This window comes from Streptomyces mutabilis, from assembly GCF_014649815.1.
Taxonomy (GTDB): domain Bacteria; phylum Actinomycetota; class Actinomycetes; order Streptomycetales; family Streptomycetaceae; genus Streptomyces; species Streptomyces mutabilis.
On record NZ_BMTT01000001.1, the window covers coordinates 584,282 to 602,065 of the forward strand.

Below are 17,784 nucleotides of genomic sequence, written 5' to 3' on the forward strand. Positions count from 1 at the left end.
CGGTTACCAGCGGCGCGTCCCCTCTGCGATCCTCGCCCGAAGGTGGTCCGGACAACGGGTGCCGGGGGATCAGTGGCGGGGTTCGGGGGGCTTGCGGGGTTCGTGCTGCTGCGCGCGCGGGCGCACCGCCTGCTGCTCGCCGCGGCCCTGCTCACCGTCCTGCTGACCACGACGGTGCTGGCCACGCTCACCGCGTTCTCCGGTGCCATCGGCGACGCCGCCCTGCGGCACGCCCTGGACGGACCCGCGCAACGCCGCCGACGCCGCGCTGGTCGTGAAGGCGGACGTGCCGGGCGGCGCAGCGCTCCGACGCCGACGCGGCGTGCGGGAGGGGGCCGTCAGAACCTTCGACGGCCTGCCGCACACGGTGCGGACCCTGATCCGCACCGGCCCCTACGCGCTGCCGCCCTCCCCGGGCTCGCGGACCGAGGGATCCGGCGACCCCGACCTGACGTACTTCGCGGCGCTACGCCGTGCTCGACCGCGCGGGCCGGCTCCAGCTGCCCGCCGAGTACACGCGCGCCCTGGACATGCGCGACCGCGTGGCCCTGGAACTGGAACCCGACCACATCGCCGTACGACCGGACGACAGCGACGGAGCCTGAGCGCCCCGCCGCACCGCCCCCTCGCGCCGTCAGCCCACGCTGATGCCCAGCGCCCCGGTCCCCGCCCGGCGCAGGACGACGGACCCGTAGGGCGTGCGCAGCCGCAGCCACGCGCCCGAGGAGAAGAGCTTCGGCGCGTCCTCGTCGGACACGGACGCCCCGGGAGGCCGCAGGAACCCCAGTGACTGGGCCGCGTGCACGGCACGCACCGGCAGCCCGGTGTCGCCGACCGTCCGGGACCATATCTCCCGCCCGATCCGGTCCAGTTCGGTCCGTGTGCGGTCTTCGGCCGCCAGCTCGCCCGTACGCGCGCGGAACTCCGCCACCGCGGCGGCGACCAGCGCGCGCAGTGCGTCCGGGGCGGGCAGCCCCGGCTCGGGCCGCCAGCCACCGCGCGGGGGCAGCACCCCGGCCCACGGGGGTCCGGTCACCGCGCCGGGTACACCGGCGGTGGCCGCCTGCTCGTCCACCGTCTCCAGCAGCTCACCGGCGGACACGGTCACGTCCAGCGTGACGTCCAGCCCGTTCTCGTACGGCTTGGCCAGCCGCACCGCGCGCACGGCCAGCACCTCGAAGGAGGGTGGCCGCCCGAAGACGGCGAGCGCCGTACCGGCCGCCTGGAGGCGGACCGCCGCCGACCGGTCGTAGTGGAGCAGCCGGGAGAGGAAGGCCGCGAGGTCCGCGGCCTCCCCCCCGTCGGCGAGGTGGAGGACCGTCATGCGACGACGGCCCCCTCCTTGGTGTCCGCGTACTCCTCGAGGAACTCCCGTTCCTCGGCGGTGATCCGCCGGGGCCGCTGCGCCTCGAAGTCGAACGGCACGATCACCGTCGAGGCACGGACGTAGACCAGGTCCCCGTCCTTGACCTCGTAGGTGAGCGTGAAGGAAGCCGCCCTTATCTCCGTGACCCACAGCTCGATGTCGACCGGGTGGTGCCGGTGGACGAGCTGCCGCTTGTAGTCGATCTCGTGGCGCGCCACCACCGACCCCTGCTTGAAGTCCTTCTCCGGGCGGAACAGGAAGTCGATACGGGCCTCCTCCAGGTAGCGGAGGAAGACCACGTTGTTGACGTGGCCGTACGCGTCCATGTCCGCCCAGCGCAGCGGGCAGCGGTAGATGTGCCGCAAGATCGATCAGCCCCGGGTCAGCTTCTTGTAGGTGGCGCGGTGCGGACGCGCGGCGTCCGGCCCCAGCCGCTCGATCTTGTTCTTCTCGTACGACTCGAAGTTGCCCTCGAACCAGAACCACTTGGACTCGCCCTCGTAGGCGAGGATGTGGGTGGCGACCCGGTCCAGGAACCACCGGTCGTGGGAGACGACCACGGCACACCCGGGGAACTCGAGCAGGGCGTTCTCGAGGCTGGAGAGCGTCTCGACGTCGAGGTCGTTGGTCGGCTCGTCGAGGAGCAGCAGGTTGCCGCCCTGCTTGAGGGTGAGCGCGAGGTTGAGGCGGTTGCGCTCACCGCCGGAGAGCACCCCGGCGGGCTTCTGCTGGTCCGGCCCCTTGAACCCGAAGGCGGAGACGTAGGCCCGCGAGGGCATCTCCACCTGCCCCACGTTGATGTAGTCCAGCTCGTCGCTCACGACGGCCCACAGGGTCTTCTTCGGGTCGATGTTCTCGCGGCTCTGGTCGACGTAGGAGATCTTGACCGTGTCGCCGACCTTGATGGAACCGGAGTCCGGCTCCTCGAAGCCCTGGATCATCTTGAACAGCGTGGTCTTGCCGGCGCCGTTCGGCCCGATGACACCGACGATGCCGTTGCGCGGCAGCGTGAAGGAGAGGTCGTCGATCAGCACCTTCTCTCCGAAGGCCTTGCTGAGGTTGTTGACCTCCACGACGACGTTGCCCAGCCGCGGGCCCGGCGGAATCTGGATCTCCTCGAAGTCCAGCTTCCGCATCTTGTCGGCCTCGGCGGCCATCTCCTCGTAACGCGCCAGACGCGCCTTGGACTTGGCCTGCCGCCCCTTGGCGTTCGACCGCACCCAGTCCAGCTCGTCCTTGAGGCGCTTCTGCCGCTTGGCGTCCTTCGCCCCCTCGACCTTGAGACGGGTGGCCTTGGTCTCCAGGTACTTGGAGTAGTTGCCCTCGTAGCCGTGCAGGCGGCCGCGGTCGACCTCGCAGATCCAGCCGGCCACGTTGTCCAGGAAGTACCGGTCGTGGGTCACGGCCACGACGGTGCCCTCGTACTTGGCGAGGTGCTGCTCCAGCCAGTTCACCGACTCGGCGTCGAGATGGTTGGTGGGCTCGTCGAGGAGCAGCAGGTCGGGGGCCTCCAACAGCAGCTTGCACAGCGCCACACGCCGCTTCTCACCACCGGAGAGGTTCCCGACCGGCCAGTCGCCGGGCGGGCAGCCCAGCGCGTCCATGGCCTGCTCGAGCTGGGCGTCGAGGTCCCAGGCGTTGGCGTGGTCGAGCTCCTCCTGGAGCTTGCCCATCTCCTCCAGCAGCGCGTCCGAGTAGTCGGTCGCCATCTGCTCGGCGATCTCGTTGAACCGGTCGAGCTTGCCCTTTACCTCGGCGACACCCTCCTGGACGTTCTCCAGGACGGTCTTCTCCTCGTTGAGCGGGGGCTCCTGCAGCAGGATGCCGACCGTGTAGCCCGGCGACAGGAACGCGTCACCGTTCGACGGCTGCTCCAGCCCCGCCATGATCTTCAGAACGGTCGACTTACCGGCACCGTTGGGACCGACAACACCGATCTTGGCGCCAGGCAGGAAGTTCAGGGTGACGTCATCGAGGATCACCTTGTCGCCGTGCGCCTTGCGCGCCTTGCGCATGGTGTAAATGAACTCAGCCAAGAGAAACCGTCCGGCAGCTTGATCAGGCAGTGGGCAGATACACCCCATCTTGCCGCACCGCCACCCCTGGGAGGAAACGCGTATGCCGCGGGGGTTCTGACCTGCGGTTTCGTGGAGGTGTCTGAGACCCTGCTATCACTGTCGGTCGTCGCCGGTCGGCCTCGGGCACCCTGGCACGGCCCGCAGACGGCCCGGCCCGAGGGTGCCGCTTGCCCACCGAGCCGGGCGATCGTGCCGCCGTGACCGCCGTAGCGGAGTGCCCTCTCCCCTCTTCCTCGACGTCGATGGCCCACTGATCCGGACGGCCGGCCGTTCATCTGGATCGATGACGAGATCAGCGGCATGGACCGCCCCTGGGCCGCTGCCGGCCACCCCGGGCCGTCACTGCTTCATCGCGTCGACCCGGCCAAGGGCCTCGAAGACGCCGACTTCTCCGCGCTCGCCGGTTGGCTCGATGCCGTCGCGCCGAGATGAGCACCGCCTCGGACATTCGATCTACGACCGCCAGGGATGCCGCTGCATGCCGGCGCTCGGCCCCGGCAAGCGTGAACTGTCCATGATCTGGCCCGAGTACGAGGTGGACCGGCGGATTCGCGAGCACCTGACGAGTAGGCACTGTTCGGCGGATCACGCCCGATGTAAATCGGCGCACGGGGGTACCACGCAGCCGCAGCAGCCGTCAGCCGCGCCCCGCCTCACCGAGCGAGGCCTGCTGGCCAGGGCCGCTGGTGCCGGGCCCGGCCGACGAAGGCCGGCCGGCAGAGGTTGACGATCCGGCCGCGAAGGCAGCGACCGGCCGGGCAGCGGGTCCCGTCCAGTGTCCGGGCTTACGAGCCGAACCGGGTAGGCCCCCGGGAACGCCGGTGTGTCTCCGAGGTCAGACGTCAACCGCCCGGTATTCGTACGTGATCGGTAAGCGTTTCGTAAGGGATCAACCTCTGTGCGCGTCGGCAGTGTTGCTGAAGGCTGGGGTCATGCGACGGAGATCTCGATTCCTTGCCCTGCTCACGGTGGCGTCGGCGACGCTCGCCACAGCCCCGGCCGCTCACGCGGCGCACCCGGCGCCCTCGAGCGTCACGACGTACACGTACGTCGACCTCGGAGTGCTGGGCACCAACAGATACGGCGTCAGTATCAGTGTCGGCGCGGACGTCAACGACTCACGACAGGCCGTCGGCAATTCCACCACCGCGGGACCGTCCCGCCACGGGTTCACGTGGAAGGCCGGGACCATGAGCGACCTCGCACCGATCTCGGACGATCCGTACGCCCGAAGTTTCGCCAACGGCCTCAACGACGCCGGCCACGTCGTCGGACATACGAGCGTCACCTCCACCGACCCGTCCCACGCGTTCCTCCACCGCGACGGCTCGACGATCGACCTGGGGACGGGATACGGGCCGGGCAGCATGAGCAGTGCCGAGGACATCAACTCCGCCGGCCAGGTCGTCGGCGTCCGGTCGGTTGCCCCGGAGGCGCCCCGGCGGGCGGTCCTCTGGGAGAACGGGACCATACGTGACCTCGGCACTCTCGGCGGCCGGTCCGATCGTCCCTACGTCACGGAGAGCATCGCCTACGCCGTCAACGACGGCGGCCAGGTCGTCGGGGCGGCGCTGCCGGAGTCCGGGCACCCGCTGCACGGCTTCGTGTGGGAGAACGGCGTCATGCGGGACCTCGGGACCCTGGGGGGCAACGCTGAGGCCACCGAGGCGCGTGACATCAACACCGCCGGTCAGATCGTCGGCAACTCCCAGACCGTTGACGGCCACATGCACGCTTTTCTGTGGGAGGAGGGCGTGATGCGTGAGCTGGGGACGCTCGGCGGCAAGGAGAACAGCAGTTACGCCTACGGGATCAACGACCGCGGCCAGGTGGTCGGCCAGGCCGGGCCGACGCCCACGGAACCGGCGCGGGCGTTCCTGTGGAACGGCGACGAGATGATCGACCTGAACGATCGGGTGGCGAACCTGCCTACCGGTGTCCTGCTGAGTCACGCGCGGGCGATCAGCAACGACGGAACCGTCGTCGGGTCCACATGCAGCTATAACTGCCCCTCCGACAAGACGGCTCCGGTACGCGCCTTCATGCTGGTGCCCAATGACTGACTCAGCACCTCACGTGCGGAAGAGTCAGAGGTCGTCCCGGATGAGGTGGGAGTTGTCCAGTGAGGGCCAGGTCGTGCAGCCGGGCGATGCCGAGCATGGCCCGGTGAACTCCGTCGCCCTTTAGCCGGCACTGCCGCAGCCTGCACGAGGGCTCCGTCCCCCTTCGGGCAGGGTGTGCGCTCAGCCCGGCGTTCCCGCCGACAGCTCTGGACTCCGGCCCGGCCTCGGCTTACCGTCGGGCCGGGTTACCTCGACGTCGATGCGGCCCGTCAATTTTCGGGCCGCCTCGACGAGTTGGGGCGGCCCTTCCACGGCCACGGTGAAGCGGCAACTGAAGACGACCAGCATCCAGATGAGCGCCGACCACGACCAGGCGCCCATCTGGATGCTGGTGATCCGGTCGCCGATCGCCTGGAAACTCACGCCCCCGGGAGCCACTTCGCCACCAGTCGCGCGGGGCACTCACGCGGCGCGTACGATCCCGGCCAGCGCGTTCGCGATCGGGCCCCTCGCCTCAGCGCTCCGGGACTCCGGGCACGACATTCTGGTGGCTTCCTTCGAGGAGAGTGTCCGGCGCCGTCACCGGCGTCGGCCTGCCGTCCCTCCCCGTGGCCCGTGTGCACACGACCGGGAGCATCGAGGCGGCTTCCCCCGGCAAGGCGGCTTCCCCCGGCAAGCCGACGATCGAGTACCCCCATCAGCCGATGTCAACGGTCTGAGCTATGTGTCTGCTTTCGGGGGGTTGATCAACCGTCGTGCTGGTGATTCACCGGCTCGGGGGCCATGCCATTGGGCCGGCACGTCGTTATGGGTGGTGGACCGGCCGACGCGGCCGGGAACGGCAGATGGGGAGGAATCAGGGTGCGGATGTTCGGTGCGCGGCGTATCGCGGTGGTGGCCTCGATGGTGGGGATGGTGTTGGCGACGCCCGTGGGTGTGGCGGAGGCGCAGGCCGGTGACAGGGACGCGGGGCCGGGGGGTGTGCTGTCCAACCTGTCCGGCAGGAACTCCTCCGGTCACGCCAACCTGTGCGGGACGGGCAAGGTGGCGTTGTTCAAGGACCGCACGTGTCTGTCCGAGGACACCGGTGAGAGCGGCGGCGGTGACCAGGCCGGCCCCAGCGGCGGGATCCTGTCCAACCTGCTGTTCGCCCGCAACGCCTCGGGCCACAGCAACAACTGCGGCAACGAGACGGTGTCGGTGATGAGCCGCACCACGTGCGTCACCGTGGACCGGTCCAGCCACTGATCCGAAGAGGCCGACACAGGCCCACCTACGGGGTCGGTGCACCGTGACGTCGTCCGCCGTCACGGTGCACCGACCCTTTCCCGGCGAGCGATGAGAAAGCAGGTAGTACGGGTGAGCACAGCCTCGGCCCGGTTGACGATCGGCGTGGTGGCACCTTTGACGGGGCGTCTGGCCCCGTTGGGCAAGCCGCTGACGTACGTCCTGAAGGCGTTGGCGCCGCAGCTGGCCCACGTCCGGAACGGCAACCGCCGCTACGACGTGACTATCGCCGTTCGCGACAGCCGTTCCGACCCCGCGGCGGCGCGGCAGGCCGTCCACGACCTGGTCACCGCCGACCAGGCACACATCGTGTTGACCATGGCCGGCACACAGGTCCTGCCGGCTGTTGCGGACGCGTGCGAGGAACTGGGCGTTCCGTGCCTGTCGACCACCTTCCCGTGGCAGGCCTACGTCCACTCCCGTGGCGCTGACCGGGGGCATACCTTCCGATGGACCTACCACTTCGCGTGGGGACTGGACGACATCGCCACCGTCTTCGCCCGGATGTGGGAACAGATCGACGGCCCCCACACCGCCGGCTGCCTGTGGAACGACGACCTCCAAGGCACCCTGCTCCGTCACCACGAGTACGGATTCGCCCCGGTGACGTCCGCGCGCGGACACACCCTGGCCGACCTTGGCCCCTACCGCGAACCCGCTACCGACTTCCACACGCAGGTCGGCCGGATGCGGGAACACGGCGTCGACATCGTCACCAGCGCCGCCACCGCCACTGACCTGGCCCTCTTCCACCACCAGGCACGCCAGGCCGGGCTACGGCCCCGGCTGATCACCTGCTCGCGGTGGCTGACTTACCCCCACACCCACACCACCACAGCCCCAGGCATCCACGACGAACTCGCCGACGCCCGCGTCGCAACCCTCGTCTACTGGAGCCCCAACCACCCCTACCGCTCCAGCCTCGACGGCACCACCTGCGCCGATCTCGCCCACGCCTACCAACGCGACACCGGCGAATCCTGGCTGCAGCCCCTCGGACTGGCTCATGCCCTCGTGGAAACCGCCCACCACGCCCTCACCACCGCCAACGATCCCACCGACCATGCCGCCGTCGCCCACACTCTCGCAGGCACGTCCCTGGCCACCATCGCGGGCAGCCTCGACTGGAAGCGGGGGCCCACCCCCAACATCGCGCTCCTCAGCCTGGCCGGCGGCCAGTGGCGCCCCGGTCCGAAAGGCCCGAACCTCGTCATCGTCACCAACCACGACGCCCCCGACGTCCCCGTCACCGGCGAACTCCAGCCCACCTGAACCATTGATGTGGCGTCGCTAGCACGAGCCTGATGCGGTCGCGGAGCCAGAGGCCCAGTGGGGGGAGGTGGACTCCGGCCTTGTAGCGGGTGACCAGCCCTTCGAAGCGGCTGGCGATCGCGTGGCCCTGGGTCTTCGGCGTACAGGCCGGCCTCCCCGAGCGCTACCGGGCCATGGTTCGTGGTCGCGAACGCCGTCCCCACGGCTCACTCCCTCCTCCGGAGCACTGGTGCGGGCACCCCCCTCGTCCTGGTGCCTGCCCCTCCCCCTCACTCCCTCGCCGGTGCCGAAGCACCCGCGGTCACTGCTCGTCCCTCCGGCGGAGGACCAGCAGTACCGCGCCGCCGATCACGACGAGGCCGATGGCCGTGCCGCCGATCAGGGGGGTCACGCCGGAGCTGCCGGTCTCAGCGAGGTTGGGGTTCGCGCTGGAGGGCTCGACCGGGGCGGAGGGGACCGGTTCGGTGAGGGTGTGGGTGGTGTCGCCGAGGGTTGCGGTCCGGGTGCGGCAGTCGAGGACGCCGGAGAAGCGCTGCTCGAAGCCGGCCGGGCCGCGGACGGTGAAGTCGTAGGGCCGGTCCTCCGGCAGCGGGACCGTCACCGTCCGGGACTCGCCCGCCGCGATGGTGTACTCGGTGTCCAGCAGCTCGAAGGTGAAGTCCTCGTCGCCCTTGTTGGACGCGGTGATGTCCAGGGCGCCCTCGGCGCAGTTCTTCCTCGCGGACAAAGCGGGTATCGCGCCCTGGCCGGCCCAGGTGGCGGTCGCCGTCGCCGTGACCGTCGACTCGCTGGAGCCGGCCAGGATCTGGGTCTGGCTGCGGCTCTCGGAGGCGAAGGCGCGGCCGACCGGCACGGTGGTCGAGGCCTGGACGGTCAGTCCGACGGTGCCGGGGTCCGCATCCTCCGGCACGTCGAAGAAGATCTGCGTGCCGTTGGTGACGGAGGTGACGGGGGCGCCGTTCCGGTCGACGATCCGCACGCCACCCGCGGTGGCGTCGACCGGTGGGGTCACCGTCGCACCGTCGGCGTTGGTGCGCACCGTCACCGGGCCGAGCCGCTCACCGGGGCGGCCCGAGACCGCGGGCGGGTCCAGGGAGAGCGACGCGTTCGGCTCCGCGAGGTCGCGGGCGTTTTTCTCCAGGTAATCGGCGAGCCGCTCGGCCTCGGGGTCGGTGGCCTCGACGTCCGTGTCGTCCGAGTACCGCCAGATGGCCACCTGTGTGCCGGCCGCCGCGTCCTGCTCGGTGAGGGCGCCGCGGACGCCGGCCTTCTTCGCGAGCGCGGCGAGGTCGTTGACCTGGGGGTAGGAATTGCGCAGGATCCAGCGGACGCGGCCGGCGTCCTTGTTGGTGCCCAGCGATGTGCCGCTCCAGGCCGTCTCGCGGTACTTGGCGTCCTTCTGCGTGGGGTTCTGGATGTCGACGCAGTACGTCTGCAGCATGCCGCCGCCGTCGACGGACATCTCGAACAGGCCGGCCGGCACCTCCTGGTCGCCGGTGGCGCCGTGGATGACCGCGGTGCCGTGTGTCTTGAGGCCACCTATGGTGGCCGTCGCCCCGCCCTGCCCCTGTGCCGCCCCGTCCTGTGCCGCGGCTGCCGGGCCGGCACCGGTCACCACCCCTGCGGCGGCGACCGCGGACACCAACGCCGTGGCGGCGCGTCGCGCCGCTCCTCGGCCTGGCAGGGACAGCACAGCGAGCGTAGAAAACACCAAATTCCCCTTCGAGCAGGACCCGTTGGCGTGGGGGGCACGGTCCCACCAGCAGAATCAGCAGCCCCTCGGGGCTCGTTCGGCATCCTAAGGACATGACGCACCGTGTCCGCCGGTGATGTTCGCCCACGCGATGATCCGAATCGGAATCGTTATCGCCGACAGAGCCATGAGCAGGGCTTATCGACAAATCAACCCGAGTGCATCCGAGGCGTATTCGCCGATAAGCCGCGCTTCGGTCACCTCCGGTGGGTCGCCTGTGTCATGCCACGGCCGCGGGTTCCGGCCGCCGTGCGGTGGCTGGAGCGGCCGGATCCGGAGCCGGTGCCTCCCAGTTCGGCTGCGGCGGGGAGGCGGCTGCTTCGGTCCTGCCCGCGCGCCGGAACGCCGCCGTACCGCGTGCCAGATCGTGGCCGATCGCCACCGCGTCGATGTCCGCCGAGGTCCGGTTCTGCCCCTCGCGCACGTCCGTGCGTACCTTCAGCCGGCCCTGGACCACCACGGGGTCGCCCACCGCCAGCGACGACGACGCGTTGGTGGCGAGCTGCCGGTTGGCCCACACCGTGAAGAAGTTGGTGTGGCCGTCCGTCCACACACTCTTCTCCCGGTCCCAGTAGCGCGCGGTGACCGCCAGCCGGAACCGCGCCGACGGCCCGCTCGCCAGCTCCCGGAACACCGGCTGGGTCGCCACGTTGCCCACCGCGCAGATCATCGTCTCGTTCATCGCGAGTCCTCCCTCCCCGTACGGGGGCGTCCCGTACGGCTGCTCCGGCGCGGCGGGCACCACCTCCGCGTGCTCCCGCCACCGCCGTTGCCGTGACGACCGCGTCCGTCGCGATCGCCCGAGGTCAGACTGCCTCCGTCCGGGCCGGCCCGCTGAGCGCTGTGGACCGGCTCCGGGTCTGTGGAGAACTCCGCCACTCCTTCGGGCGGTGCGGCCGCACTCTCCGCTACCTCGCCACGGCCCCCACGCCCGTGACCCGCCCGTACTGCTCCCGTACCTCCCGGTACCGCAGCAACTCCGCCGCCAGCGGGTCCAGCACCCTGGCACGGCCGCAGCCCGCGGCCGCCTCGCGCAGCAGGCGTTCCGCCTCGTGGCCGTAGCGCCGGGCCGGGCCGCGTGCCGCGATGCGGCAGCTCCACTCGATGAGCGGGCCGCCGATGATCCCGGCCAGCATCAGTAGCACCGGCACGCCGAGATCAGGCGGCACGAACCCGATGATCTGCCCCAGCAGCCACAGTCCTCCCACCACCTGAAGAAGGGTCATGGACGCCTGGCCCAGCACCGCCACCGGCCACCAGCCCGGCCGCGGCGGACGACCCGGCGGCAGTCCCGTGCGCACCGCCAGCTCGTCCAGGGCCTCGGGCAGCCCCTGGGCGCCGCGGACCGCGGCCTCGCGCATGGCCTGCGCCCACGGCGTCGGCAGCCCGGCCGACGCCCGCTCCGACACCGTACGCACCGCCTGTTCGACGCGCTGCCGGGCCGTGGCCTCCTCGTCCACCTGGGAGCGCAGCGGAAGCCGTCCCGTGGGGGGCTCGCGCCGGTCGTGGTACCAGCGCCACAGCTGCAGCCAAGGGGTGCCGCAAGCGCGGTTGGCGTTGCGCAGCCAGGCGCGTTCGGCCGCCTCGCCCGCCGCGGTGGCGCCCACCGCGTCCGCGAGCCGGTCGGCGAACTCCTCCCGCGCCTCCTCGCTGAGCCCGGTCCGCTGCCCGGTGACGTACACGGGCCGCAGGTCGCGCGCGGCGGCGTCCACGTCGGCCGAGATGCGGCGCGCCGGAGCCTGCCGTTCGGCGACGAACTGGCCGAGCATCTCGCGCAGTTCGCCGACGCCCTCACCGGTCAGCGCGGAGAGGGCGAGCACGGTCGCTCCGGGTTCGCCGTGCTCTCCGAGCGCGATGCCGTCCTCGTCGAGCAGGCGCCGCAGGTCGTCGAGGACCTGTTCGGCGGCTTCCCCGGGCAGCCGGTCGACCTGGTTGAGGACGACGAAGGTGACCTCCGCGTGGCCTGCCATCGGCCGCAGATAGCGCTCGTGGAGCACGGCGTCGGCGTACTTCTCCGGGTCGACCACCCAGATCACGGCGTCGACGAGCCGCAGGATGCGGTCCACCTGCTCGCGGTGCTGCACGGCCGCCGAGTCGTGGTCGGGCAGGTCGATCAGGACCAGCCCGCGCAGCGGCGACCCGGAGGAGTCCGGGTACTGGATCGGGCGGCGGCGCAGCCGGCCGGGGATGCTCAGCCGGTCCAGGAGGCTGGCCGCGCCGTCGCTCCAACTGCAGGCGATGGGTGCCGCGGTGGTCGGCCGGCGGACGCCCGTCTCGGAGATCGTCACCCCGGCGAGCGTGTTGAACAGCTGCGACTTGCCGCTGCCGGTGGCGCCCGCGATGGCGACGACGGTGTGCTGCCCGGAGAGCCTGCGCCGCGCGGCGGCCTCGTCCAGGACCCGGCCCGCCTCGCCCAGCGTGCCGGTGTCGAGCCGGGTGCGGGACAGGCCCACCAGTTCGCGCAGCGCGTCGAGCCGCGACCTGAGCTGTCCGTCGTACGCCAGCGGCATCAAGGCGGCCGAGGAACCGGCGGGCCTGCTCGGCACGACGGAGTACGGGTCCGTTCCGCCGTTCCTCTCGTCCACCCGCCGCGCGATCAGCCCGTCACCCCAGGCGCCCTCGCCTCCGTCCGCGGAGCCGGGCGGTGCACCCACCGCGCGCTCGGAGACCACCGAGTGCCCGGAAGCCACCGCAGGCACGGAAGGCACTGCCTGCTCATAAGCCACCGGACGCCCGGAGACCGACTCGTGTCCCACGGCCGCCTCACGCTCCGAAGCCGCCCGGCGCTTGGCGCCCGCATCTCCGTTCCGGTCCCGGCCCGATTCCCCGATCCGGCCCCACGCCCCGTCCCGCTCCCGGTCGCGCTCCGTACGCCGTGACACCGCCGCGTCCATCGCACGCGCGTGGTACCCGCGTGAGTGGCGCTCGCCCCCGCGCTTCTGCGAGGGCGCGCCCCGCCCTGCGCCCCCGGCGTCCTCTCCGGTCGCGTCCCCGGCGACGTCCCCCCGCGCGGTGACGCGCTCCGTGGCGTCCCGGTCCGGCTCCTGGCCGTTCCCGGGCCCCGACCGGTCCGTCGTGCCCGAACGGCCCGACTCGTCCGCCGGCTGCGCCGATGGCTGACCCGACCGGCCTCCCCGGTCCGCCCGACCCGCCAGGGCCGAGCCCAGCTCCGACCGACCCTCCAGGGCCGAGGCCTGCTCCGACCGACCCTCCAGGGCCGAGGCCTGCTCCGACCGACCCTCCGAGGCCGAGGCCTGCTCCGACCGACCCGCCTGGTCCGGCCGGCCGGCCGGGACCACTTCCCCGGTCGTGTGGCCGGTGTGCTCGGTGGGGTCCTGATCAGTGACGGCGGTCACCGGTCACCTCTCCTTCTGCAGTACGGACAGCGCGGCGATGAGTTCGGCCTGGGGCTCGGGATGGACCTCGAGCCCGTCGAGCGGTGCCAGCCTGCGCTCGCGCTCGACGTGCAGGACCCGGTCCACGTGTTCGTCGAGCAGCCGCCCGCCCCGGTCACGCAGCCGCAGCGCGCCGTGGGCGCCGATCCGTTCGGCGAGCCGCTCCCCGGCGCTGCGCCCCCGCCGTCCGCCCAGCAGCACGGTGGCGACCAGGGCGGCCACGACGGCGGGGTCCGGGGCCAGGTTCCGGTCGAGCTCGCGGACCTCGTCCTCGGCGTACTCCTCCAGCTCCCGGCGCCACCGCCGAACGGCCATGCCGATGCGGTGCTCGGCGCTCTCCGGCGCCGGGTCGCGGCCCGCGAGTTCCGGGGCGGCGGCGGCCGGTTCGCGCCGCCAGGTTTCGTCGACCCGTTCGTCGGCGGCGGTCACGGAGCACAGCAGCAGGGCGGTGAGGCTCTCCACCAGCGAGTCGAGCAGTTCCTCGGGGGTGCAGTCGAGGGGGAACGCCCGCCACCGCTTCAGCGCGTCCCCGGCGAGCACGGCTCCCGCCTGCAACCTGCTCCGTACGCGCGCGTGCTCGCCGTCGTAGGCGCCGTCGACGGCGGCGGTGAGCCGGAGCGCGGCGGCGTACTGCGCGGCGGTGGCACCGGCCAGTTCGGGCATCCGGGACTTGAGCGAGTCCAGGATGCCGTGCGCCGTACGGGCCATGGCGTCGTGCCGGGCACCGAGGTCCTGCGCCCGGTGCGCGAGCCAGGTCCGCAGCGGCGCCACGGCGCTGGCCGGCAGCAGCCCGCCGCCCCAGGCGGACTCGGGCAGCTCCGGGACGGTGAAGCGGGGGACGTCGCCGAGCCCGGCCTTGGTGAGCAGTGCGGCGTACTGCCGCGACACCTCGGCCACCACCTGGTGGGGCACCCTGTCGAGGACGGTGACGAGAGTGGCGTCGTATTCCTTGGCGGTACGCAGCAGATGCCACGGGACGGCGTCGGCGTACCGGGCGGCCGTGGTGACCATCACCCAGATGTCGGCGGCGCAGAGCAGCTCGGCCGCCAGGACGCGGTTGTCGGCGACGAGGGAGTCGATGTCCGGTGCGTCCAGTAGGGCGATGCCCGGCGGGAGGCTGTCGGCGGTCTCGACGCGCAGGACGCGCGTGGGGTTCTCGCCCGGCAGGAGCAGGTCGTCGTCGGGCTCCCGGTGGGGCACCCACACGCGCGTCAGGTCGGGCAGCACCCGCATACCGCTGAACCAGTGATGGTCCTCCGGATGGCAGACCAGCACCGGCGTGCGGGTGGTGGGCCGCAGTACGCCCGCCTCGCTTACCCGACGGCCCACCAGGGAGTTCACCAGCGTGGACTTACCGGCGCCGGTGGAGCCGCCGACGACGGCCAGCAGGGGCGCTTCGGGTTCCTTCAGCCGGGGCACCAAGTAGTCGTCGAGCTGTGCGAGCAGTTCGTCGCGGTTGGCACGCGCGCGTGGGGCCCCCGCCAGGGGCAGCGGGAAGCGTGCGGCCGCGACACGGTCGCGCAGGGCGGAGAGTGCGTCGAGCAGCTGAGGCCGTACGTCCAAGGTCACCACATGTGAAGAATGCCCAATTTCAGGGGAATTCTGAAGCATATGAGTATGCCTGCGCGCCGACCGGACACTTCAGGCGGAAGGGATTACTGGGACGCGAGCTCAGTCCAGGCATAACGAGTGCACAACACCCGATGCGTGAGACGTCAAAAGCGGTGCACGATTCGTACCTGCCTGCGATTATCGGAACCGCTTCACCGAACCTCCACATCGAGCCACGGAGGAGGAGCATCAGGGACATGGAGCCGGGAGCCCTATCCTTGTCCCCGGCAACGTCACGGATCAGCCCACACCCGGGCACCACGAACGAGGCCACCACACCAGGCCCCCGTAGCTCAGTGGATAGAGCAGGCGCCTTCTAAGCGCTTGGCCGCAGGTTCGAGTCCTGCCGGGGGCGCCACTGCCCGTTTGGCGAGGAACCCCATTGCGCCCGGTCAAGCCGTGTCCGACCTTCGCAGTTCCCAGCCTGGCCCGGTACACCGAAAGGCGCGGGAGTCCGGGTAGCCCCGGCTGAAACCGGGCCTCTACGGGTGTCTGCCCCCCGGGCCCACTCGGCGACCTGAGCCGGGGGTATGCCCCTGTCGAGCCACGCGGTGAGGCAGGTGTGGCGGCAGCAGTACACGCGCTTACCGGCCTACGACTCGTACTCGTGGGGCCGGAGAACCTTCCCTCGGGCCTTGTCCCAGACCCGTCGGGACACCGAGCCCGCCAGCCTGCCGAAGCGGAGGTCGGTCGGCTCGGGCTCGTACTGGACGGTGACTTCGTCAAGGAAGCGACGAGCTCAGGGTGTACGGGCACAGTCCGGGTCGCCCTCCGCTCGCCCCTTCCAGGTCGCGGTCGTCGTGGGGCTCTCCACCGCCGGTCCATCGGCTGCCGATCCCGAGCCGGTCGTTGAGGACCATGAACTCGCCCCGGCTCGTATCGGGCAGCGTGACATCGCTCACATGGAGCGCGACGGCCCCGAGGTCGCTCAGGCCATCGACGCACGTTCCCTGCTGAACGCTGAGCAGGTCACCGCGTCCTCGATTGGATCGGCAAACGGCCCCTGCGGCGGAGCCCCCACTATCGGACCTTCTTCGCGACCCTCCGCTACACCGGTCTCCGCCCGGAGTGCACACCACCCGGTGAAGCCCTCGGCCGCAGACCATGAAGTGCATCCGGCCCCTGTGGTACTGATCGCCGTGCCCGCCCACCGGCGCCCCCGCGCCTTCGCGGCCCCGGCGGAACCGGTCGTTGGCTCCGGCATCACCTTTCGTTACCCAAGCGGTCACCCTTGCTCACTAAAAACGGAATGTGTCATTCCTCAACCGCCGCCGCTTCCTGTCCGCCACCGGCTTCACGGTCGTCGGAGTCGCTTCCCCCCTGACCGTCCTGCACGCCGGCGCGGCCCCCGGGTCCGACGGGGTCTTCGGCCACGGGGTGGCGTCGGGTGACCCGCTGCCAGACGCCGTCGTCCTGTGGACCCGGGTCACGCCCGTTCCCGAGGCACAGCCCGGCTCGGGAACGGGCCCCACCGTCTCCGTCCGCTGGGAGGTCGCCGCCGACCGCGAGTTCCGCCGTGTCGTCCGACGCGGCTCGGCCATCGCCGGCCGGCAGGCCGACCACACGGTCAAGGTCGACGTCGACGGCCTCGACGCGGCCACCACGTACTGGTACCGCTTCGTCTGCGAGGGCCGGACCTCCCCCGTCGGCCGTACCCGGACCGCGCCGGCCCCCGGCGCGGCGGTGTCCTCGCTCCGCTTCGGCGTCGTCTCCTGCGCCAACTACATGGCCGGCTTCTTCTCGGCCTACCGCCACCTGGCCGCGCGTTCCGACCTGGACGCGGTGCTGCACCTGGGCGACTACCTCTACGAGTACGCGGACGGCGAATACGGTCCGGGCTCGGAGATCGGACGCGCGCACGACCCGGACAAGGAGATGGTGACCCTCTCCGACTACCGCCGCCGCCACGCGCAGTACAAGGCCGACCCCGACCTGCGGGCCCTGCACGCCGCCGCCCCTTTCATCGTCACCTGGGACGACCACGAGTCCGCCAACGACGCGTGGTCCGGCGGGGCGGAGAACCACACGCCCGGGACCGAGGGCGACTGGCAGGACCGCCGGGCCGCCGCCCGCCGGGCCTGGGGCGAGTGGATGCCGGTGCGCGAACCCGACCCGCGCCGTCTCTACCGCCGCCTCTCCTTCGGCTCCCTGGCCGACCTGTCCATGCTCGACCTGCGCAGCTACCGCAGCAAGCAGGTCGACGACCGGGACCTCGACGCCGTCGGCGACCCCGCGCGCACCATCACCGGTGACGAGCAGATGCGCTGGCTCAAGGACGGCCTCGCCACCACGCGGGCGCGCTGGAAGCTGATCGGCAACCCGGTGATGATCGCCCCCGTGCTCTTCCCGCCGCTGCCCGAGGGCATCGCCAGGCCGCTCGCCGACACGACGGGCCTGCTGCCGCCCGAGGGAGTGCCGTACAACGTCGACCAGTGGGACGGCTACACCGCCGACCGCCGCGAGCTCCTTTCCCACCTGCACGACAACGGCATCGACGACACTGTCTTCCTCACCGGCGACATCCACTCGTCCTGGGCCGCCGACCTCCCGCTGGACGCCGGCACGTACCCGACGGCACCCTCGGTCGCCACCGAGCTGGTGTGCACGTCCGTCACCTCGGACAACCTGGACGAGATCACCGGGTCCGAACCGCGCACCACCTCGATCACCGTCGAGGAGTCGATCAAGGCCGCCAACCGGCACGTCAAGATGCTGGAGTTCGACTCGCACGGCTACTCCCTGCTCGAAGTCACCCTCGAGCGCGTCCAGATGGACTGGGTCTACATCAGTGACCCCGTCGACCCGGACGCCCGCCCGCGCCGCGCCGCCGGCTGGCAGGTGGAGGCCGGCAGCAACCGCGTCACCCCCGCCGCCACCCCGCTCGCCGACTGACCCGCTCCCGTCCGCAACCCGTCCCGGCCCCGGCCGGACGGGCCGCCCTTCCGCACGCTCCTGGAGA

Annotated in this window: 13 protein-coding genes, 1 tRNA gene and 2 pseudogenes; 8 read left to right on the forward strand and 8 right to left on the reverse strand. The window is 71.4% G+C overall.

Annotation, left to right across the window (positions count from 1 at the left end; genetic code table 11):
* Positions 1-72: 72 nt before the first annotated feature.
* Both IE142_RS36275 and IE142_RS02575 read left to right on the forward strand, forming a co-directional pair.
* Positions 73-487, forward strand: a pseudogene (locus IE142_RS36275) (ABC transporter permease); the annotation flags it as partial.
* Positions 459-605, forward strand: a pseudogene (locus IE142_RS02575) (AbrB/MazE/SpoVT family DNA-binding domain-containing protein); the annotation flags it as partial. The pseudogenes IE142_RS36275 and IE142_RS02575, both read left to right, overlap by 29 nt.
* Positions 606-634: 29 nt before the next feature.
* Here the strand turns inward: IE142_RS02575 and IE142_RS02580 are convergent.
* Genes IE142_RS02580 through ettA form a run of 3 tightly spaced genes read right to left on the reverse strand, consistent with a single transcriptional unit; the run spans position 635 to position 3,402 of the window.
* Positions 635-1,324 carry a DUF8185 domain-containing protein gene (locus IE142_RS02580; RefSeq protein WP_191884170.1) on the reverse strand — a complete coding sequence of 230 codons (690 nt, stop codon included), beginning with the start codon at positions 1,322-1,324 and terminating at the stop codon, positions 635-637.
* A complete protein-coding gene (locus IE142_RS02585; protein ID WP_191884171.1) occupies positions 1,321-1,731 on the reverse strand; it encodes an acyl-CoA thioesterase in 411 nt (136 codons plus the stop codon). The genes IE142_RS02580 and IE142_RS02585 overlap by 4 nt, the downstream gene beginning before the upstream one ends.
* Positions 1,732-1,737: 6 nt before the next feature.
* Positions 1,738-3,402: an energy-dependent translational throttle protein EttA gene (gene ettA, locus IE142_RS02590; protein ID WP_043372834.1), complete on the reverse strand. Its 1,665-nt coding sequence runs from the start codon at positions 3,400-3,402 to the stop codon at positions 1,738-1,740.
* Positions 3,403-4,376: 974 nt separating this feature from the next.
* On the opposite strand from ettA, the gene IE142_RS02595 reads away from it, so the two are divergent.
* A complete protein-coding gene (locus IE142_RS02595; RefSeq protein WP_191884172.1) occupies positions 4,377-5,507 on the forward strand; it encodes an HAF repeat-containing protein in 1,131 nt (376 codons plus the stop codon).
* 180 nt (positions 5,508-5,687) lie between these two features.
* On the opposite strand, the gene IE142_RS02600 is transcribed toward IE142_RS02595, so the two are convergent.
* Complete coding sequence (locus IE142_RS02600) at positions 5,688-5,930, reverse strand: hypothetical protein (RefSeq protein WP_191884173.1); 243 nt, start codon at positions 5,928-5,930, stop codon at positions 5,688-5,690.
* Positions 5,931-6,073: 143 nt separating this feature from the next.
* Here IE142_RS02600 and IE142_RS02605 point away from each other — a divergent pair, with 143 nt between their 5' ends.
* From IE142_RS02605 to IE142_RS02615, 3 genes are all read left to right on the forward strand, one after another.
* Positions 6,074-6,226 (forward strand): hypothetical protein, encoded by a 153-nt coding sequence (locus IE142_RS02605; protein ID WP_191884174.1) that lies wholly within the window; start codon positions 6,074-6,076, stop codon positions 6,224-6,226.
* Positions 6,227-6,374: 148 nt separating this feature from the next.
* Positions 6,375-6,755 (forward strand): hypothetical protein, encoded by a 381-nt coding sequence (locus IE142_RS02610; RefSeq protein WP_107477247.1) that lies wholly within the window; start codon positions 6,375-6,377, stop codon positions 6,753-6,755.
* A gap of 111 nt (positions 6,756-6,866) precedes the next feature.
* Positions 6,867-8,066 (forward strand): ABC transporter substrate-binding protein, encoded by a 1,200-nt coding sequence (locus IE142_RS02615; RefSeq protein WP_229830125.1) that lies wholly within the window; start codon positions 6,867-6,869, stop codon positions 8,064-8,066.
* A gap of 301 nt (positions 8,067-8,367) precedes the next feature.
* Here the strand turns inward: IE142_RS02615 and IE142_RS02620 are convergent, their stop codons facing one another.
* From IE142_RS02620 to IE142_RS02635, 4 genes are all read right to left on the reverse strand, one after another.
* A complete protein-coding gene (locus IE142_RS02620; RefSeq protein WP_191884176.1) occupies positions 8,368-9,777 on the reverse strand; it encodes a Cys-Gln thioester bond-forming surface protein in 1,410 nt (469 codons plus the stop codon).
* Positions 9,778-10,039: 262 nt separating this feature from the next.
* Positions 10,040-10,501 carry a single-stranded DNA-binding protein gene (locus IE142_RS02625; protein ID WP_191884177.1) on the reverse strand — a complete coding sequence of 154 codons (462 nt, stop codon included), beginning with the start codon at positions 10,499-10,501 and terminating at the stop codon, positions 10,040-10,042.
* Positions 10,502-10,727: 226 nt separating this feature from the next.
* Positions 10,728-13,175: a GTPase gene (locus IE142_RS02630; protein ID WP_191884178.1), complete on the reverse strand. Its 2,448-nt coding sequence runs from the start codon at positions 13,173-13,175 to the stop codon at positions 10,728-10,730.
* Positions 13,176-13,178: 3 nt separating this feature from the next.
* Positions 13,179-14,786: a dynamin family protein gene (locus IE142_RS02635; protein ID WP_191884179.1), complete on the reverse strand. Its 1,608-nt coding sequence runs from the start codon at positions 14,784-14,786 to the stop codon at positions 13,179-13,181.
* Between the two features lie 321 nt (positions 14,787-15,107).
* Here IE142_RS02635 and IE142_RS02640 point away from each other — a divergent pair.
* Together IE142_RS02640 and IE142_RS02645 are read left to right on the forward strand one after the other, a co-directional pair.
* A tRNA-Arg gene (locus IE142_RS02640) sits at positions 15,108-15,183 on the forward strand.
* An 893-nt stretch (positions 15,184-16,076) separates the two neighbouring features.
* Positions 16,077-17,717, forward strand: a complete 1,641-nt coding sequence (locus IE142_RS02645) for an alkaline phosphatase D family protein (protein WP_191884180.1) — start codon at positions 16,077-16,079, stop codon at positions 17,715-17,717.
* Positions 17,718-17,784: the final 67 nt, after the last annotated feature.

Coding starts and splice junctions, on each gene's coding strand:
- IE142_RS02595 (WP_191884172.1), top strand. CDS start 4,377: ATGCGACGGAGATCTCGATTCCTTGCCCTGCTCACGGTGGCGTCGGCG.
- IE142_RS02580 (WP_191884170.1), bottom strand. CDS start 1,324: ATGACGGTCCTCCACCTCGCCGACGGGGGGGAGGCCGCGGACCTCGCG.
- IE142_RS02625 (WP_191884177.1), bottom strand. CDS start 10,501: ATGAACGAGACGATGATCTGCGCGGTGGGCAACGTGGCGACCCAGCCG.
- IE142_RS02610 (WP_107477247.1), top strand. CDS start 6,375: ATGTTCGGTGCGCGGCGTATCGCGGTGGTGGCCTCGATGGTGGGGATG.